At 61.0% G+C, this 3,252-nt stretch carries 5 protein-coding genes; 1 reads left to right on the top strand and 4 read right to left on the bottom strand.

What is annotated here, in order from left to right:
* Positions 1-297: DUF4113 domain-containing protein (locus AC1D01_RS26755; RefSeq protein ID WP_477871769.1), on the top strand; the 297-nt coding region annotated here is incomplete at its 5' end.
* Positions 298-578: 281 nt separating this feature from the next.
* On the opposite strand, the gene AC1D01_RS26750 is transcribed toward AC1D01_RS26755, so the two are convergent.
* From AC1D01_RS26750 to AC1D01_RS26735, 4 genes are all read right to left on the bottom strand, one after another.
* Positions 579-1,154 carry a hypothetical protein gene (locus AC1D01_RS26750; RefSeq protein WP_477871767.1) on the bottom strand — a complete coding sequence of 192 codons (576 nt, stop codon included), beginning with the start codon at positions 1,152-1,154 and terminating at the stop codon, positions 579-581.
* Positions 1,155-1,354: 200 nt separating this feature from the next.
* Complete coding sequence (locus AC1D01_RS26745) at positions 1,355-2,224, bottom strand: alpha/beta hydrolase (protein WP_477871765.1); 870 nt, start codon at positions 2,222-2,224, stop codon at positions 1,355-1,357.
* A 132-nt stretch (positions 2,225-2,356) separates the two neighbouring features.
* Entirely contained in the window at positions 2,357-2,617 is a 261-nt protein-coding gene (locus tag AC1D01_RS26740; protein ID WP_477871763.1) for a hypothetical protein, read from the bottom strand.
* An 84-nt stretch (positions 2,618-2,701) separates the two neighbouring features.
* Positions 2,702-3,049: a hypothetical protein gene (locus AC1D01_RS26735; RefSeq protein ID WP_477871761.1), complete on the bottom strand. Its 348-nt coding sequence runs from the start codon at positions 3,047-3,049 to the stop codon at positions 2,702-2,704.
* Between the last annotated feature and the right edge of the window lie 203 nt (positions 3,050-3,252).

The raw sequence follows: 3,252 nt of genomic DNA, 5'->3' as shown, positions 1-3,252 counted from the left end.
GGCTTCAACTACGTGAAGGCCGGCGTCATGCTGATGGATCTACATGCAGGAGGTGACCGACAAGGTGAGCTTTATCTCTTTGCTGCTGACGAACCCACTGCGCAGGCTGCCCTTGGGCGAGACCGGCATCAGTTGATGGGCACGTTGGATGCACTGAATCATCGATTCGGCAAAGGGGCTGTTCGCGTTGCCAGCACTCAGCAGAGACGTGGAACGCTTGCGTCCCTTGGCAAGCAAGAACGACGCACGCCGCGCTACACGACCAGACTCGATGAGATTGCCCTGGTGAGCGCTTGACTGCTTCAGGCTGATTGCGGTCAATCAGGCCCGGACGCCGAACGACGGCTCTGACCGAAAGGCGACCTTCTCGCTCCTCGCGACGAGTCGCCGCCATGGGTTGGTTTAGTCGCTCAGACACGCGCCTAACGGGACCACCCGCAGCGGTGCTGGCACGCGCCGAATGGCCGCTCTCGCGCGCCGCGAACTCACACAATCGACCCATTGCAGTCGGTGGCGCGATTGCATTCAACGCCCGCAAGCGGACGCTCGGTGTTTGAGCACTTCGGTGCCGCGAGGGGCTATTCCGTGTAGGTCAACCTCACCGATTGCCCGATCTCGACCTGTTCCACCAGCCAGCGAACACCGTTGGTTGCTCCGCCTGACCGCACAGAAAGGGAGTGCACTTCCACATTGCAGGTTGCACCGACAAAGCACACTACCGCTTGCAGAAGCTCGGCATCGCCCAGAGTGGCTTCGACACCTGAGCCAGCATCCGTGGTTACGCTCAAACAGGCGCGGCGCGGCGCGCGCGTATGAGAGAACGCTTTGGCCCGCGGCTCAGGCAGTTGCGGAAAGCTCTGCCGAAGGCGGGCCAGGGTTTCGTCGAATGGTAGGTCCGGCTCGACTCCCGTGCTGACTGGGATGGTCACTTTGCCCGCGGCGGTGTACGCAATGCATACCTGATCTTGCGGCGAGAGATTCCACAATGGCCAGTGCTCAGAACGTTGTTCGCCACCTGCGGTAGTCAAACTATTGAGAGTGAGCTGCGCGGCACCGCGGGCCGTTGCGACGATAGTTGCCGTGAGCACACTTACCTCCGGCGAGCCGGCGCAAGCTATGACATGCTCATTCAGCGAAACGGTGAAGTAGGCCATATCTGGGAATTCTGACGGAGGTGTTGCCGTTTTAGAACGAAGCCCACTCCGCGACATGCCCGCCGGGTCAGCCGCGAGTGGACGTTCATCACCGGCAGTTCGTGGCCGGCCTCCGGCATTCGAGCACATGGCCCGGGGCGGCAGAAACTGACCCGGCTGGCAGGCAGCACCAGCGCTTGCATACGTGGCTGACGAAGGAATCAGATCCCACTTCGGAGGTGCTTTTCCAGGAACGGCAGGACCGTGCTTTGATACGCTTTTGGGCCATGCCTATAGAGGTCTACATGAGCAGCCCCTTCGACTGCCCAGAATTGTTTTGGCTCACGTGCCGCCTCGAATATGCGCTTGCTCTCCGCGAGGGTTGTGTGCTCGTCCGCTGTGCCTGAGGCGATGAGGACGGGCGCATTCAGCGACGGGATGTCCATGATTGGCTGAATCTGTTCAGGATGCAGTCCGAGACGCAGCGGGAGTTGCCACAGCAAGGGCGGGGCCAGATATCGCCCGGCCGGCCCCAACTGCCTTACCAGCCGGTCGGAGACCGCTTCTGCAATGGTTGGGAACATGGACTCCAGAACAACCGCGTCCGGTGACGGTACCGCTTTCGCAATCACCGCAGATGCCGCACCGAGTGACACTCCGACGATTCCGATTCTCTCGCCTGGGAGTCGATTCCGGAGATAGTCCAATGCGGCCCTGACACCTTCGGCTTCACGAACTCCGAATGTGATTCGGTCACCAGTGCTCTCGCCGTGAGCGGGAAGGTCGATCAGGAATGCCGTATACCCCAAACCACTGAGCAACCTGGCACGTTCGATCATCTGTCGCCGATCACTCCGTACGCCATGCAATAGAAGGACCGCACCCGAGCGAGGCCGGCCAAGAACAAGCCAACCAGAAACGGCTCCACCGGAAGCTGTGCGAATGACGACCGAGGTGGCGTGCAGATCCAACGGCGCGGGGCCGACAGATCCCGTTGCAGGCCGACTCAGAGCTTCGCCGGCCCCACCAAAGGCCGCCGCAACGAGGAGGACGCTGATGAAGAGACTGACGATGAGACGGCGTATGTTCATTTTGGTCGGCGAGAACGCGTACGCCAGTTGAATGGATATGACTCGAGAACCATTGCGCTTCAGCCTACCTCAAAGCGGTCGCCTGCGACCGGCCGATAGTGGCCGATCAGCGACATGCGGAAACCGCGCCATTCATGCGGGCCGATTCGGAGCGACGCGATCCGCGAGGGCTTCAACTAGCGCCGGCTCTCCGCGAAGCGACAAACCGACACCGGATTGGGCGACGGCCACAAGCTCAGCGCCTGGGAGCAAGTTTTCGTACAGCGTGATTTCTTGGGGGCCGCCCAGGGTCCACTCTCTGTCAACGATTGAGCCGCCCATCGTCTCGACCTCGGCAACGAGTCGATAGAACAGGTCGTCGTCGTACTCAGAGCCCAGTAGGAGTTCGGTCATCGCGCTGCCCAGCGTACCCGAAAGCGGTCGCCCATGACCGGCTGGTTGTGGCCGGCTGCGGGCACTCGTGAGCAGCTTCGTGCATCACGAGTAGATGATCGTGATAGACAAGAAGAACAGCACAACCAGTGTGAAGGCCACCTGCTTCAATCGCTTTTCAAAGAGTCGAGGGTTCTCCCTGACCCATACGACGAAGGCGTCGACCTTGAGCCTGACCACGTGATTCACCGGCAAGAGCCGAGTAATCAGAACTGCCACCCCGCCGATGGCCGCAACAACGACCAAGAACGAAGACATGAGAATGATGCTGGTCATGGTTTGACGTCGAAGAGGTGGTTGCGCGCACATCCGCGCCGATATCGGGTCGCGCAATGCTAGCTGGGTATCCGCTCGTGCCGACACTGTGCCGCACAGCCAGAAGCAGTCATTCACGAAAGACAGTTCCTGGCCGACTACAGCCGCTCTCTTGTTGAGCTGATAGGCGATGGCCGGCTCATAGCGGAAGTTGGCTCAAGCTGAGCAAGGCTCCGGAAAGCGGCCGTTCAACGTTCGAGGTGAGGCGGAGCCCAACGGCGGGCCACCAGGCCCGGGCCGACGAAAATGTACCGCGTGCCGCCAGCCCGGGCCTGGTGGCC

This window comes from Rhizobacter sp. P3_B12, assembly GCF_056402895.1.
This window is presented reverse-complemented; position numbering and strand designations above follow the sequence as displayed.

Bases quoted from the DNA above. Each gene is read 5' to 3' on its own strand.
- AC1D01_RS26745 (WP_477871765.1), bottom strand. From the start codon at position 2,224: ATGAACATACGCCGTCTCATCGTCAGTCTCTTCATCAGCGTCCTCCTC.
- AC1D01_RS26740 (WP_477871763.1), bottom strand. From the start codon at position 2,617: ATGACCGAACTCCTACTGGGCTCTGAGTACGACGACGACCTGTTCTAT.
- AC1D01_RS26750 (WP_477871767.1), bottom strand. From the start codon at position 1,154: ATGGCCTACTTCACCGTTTCGCTGAATGAGCATGTCATAGCTTGCGCC.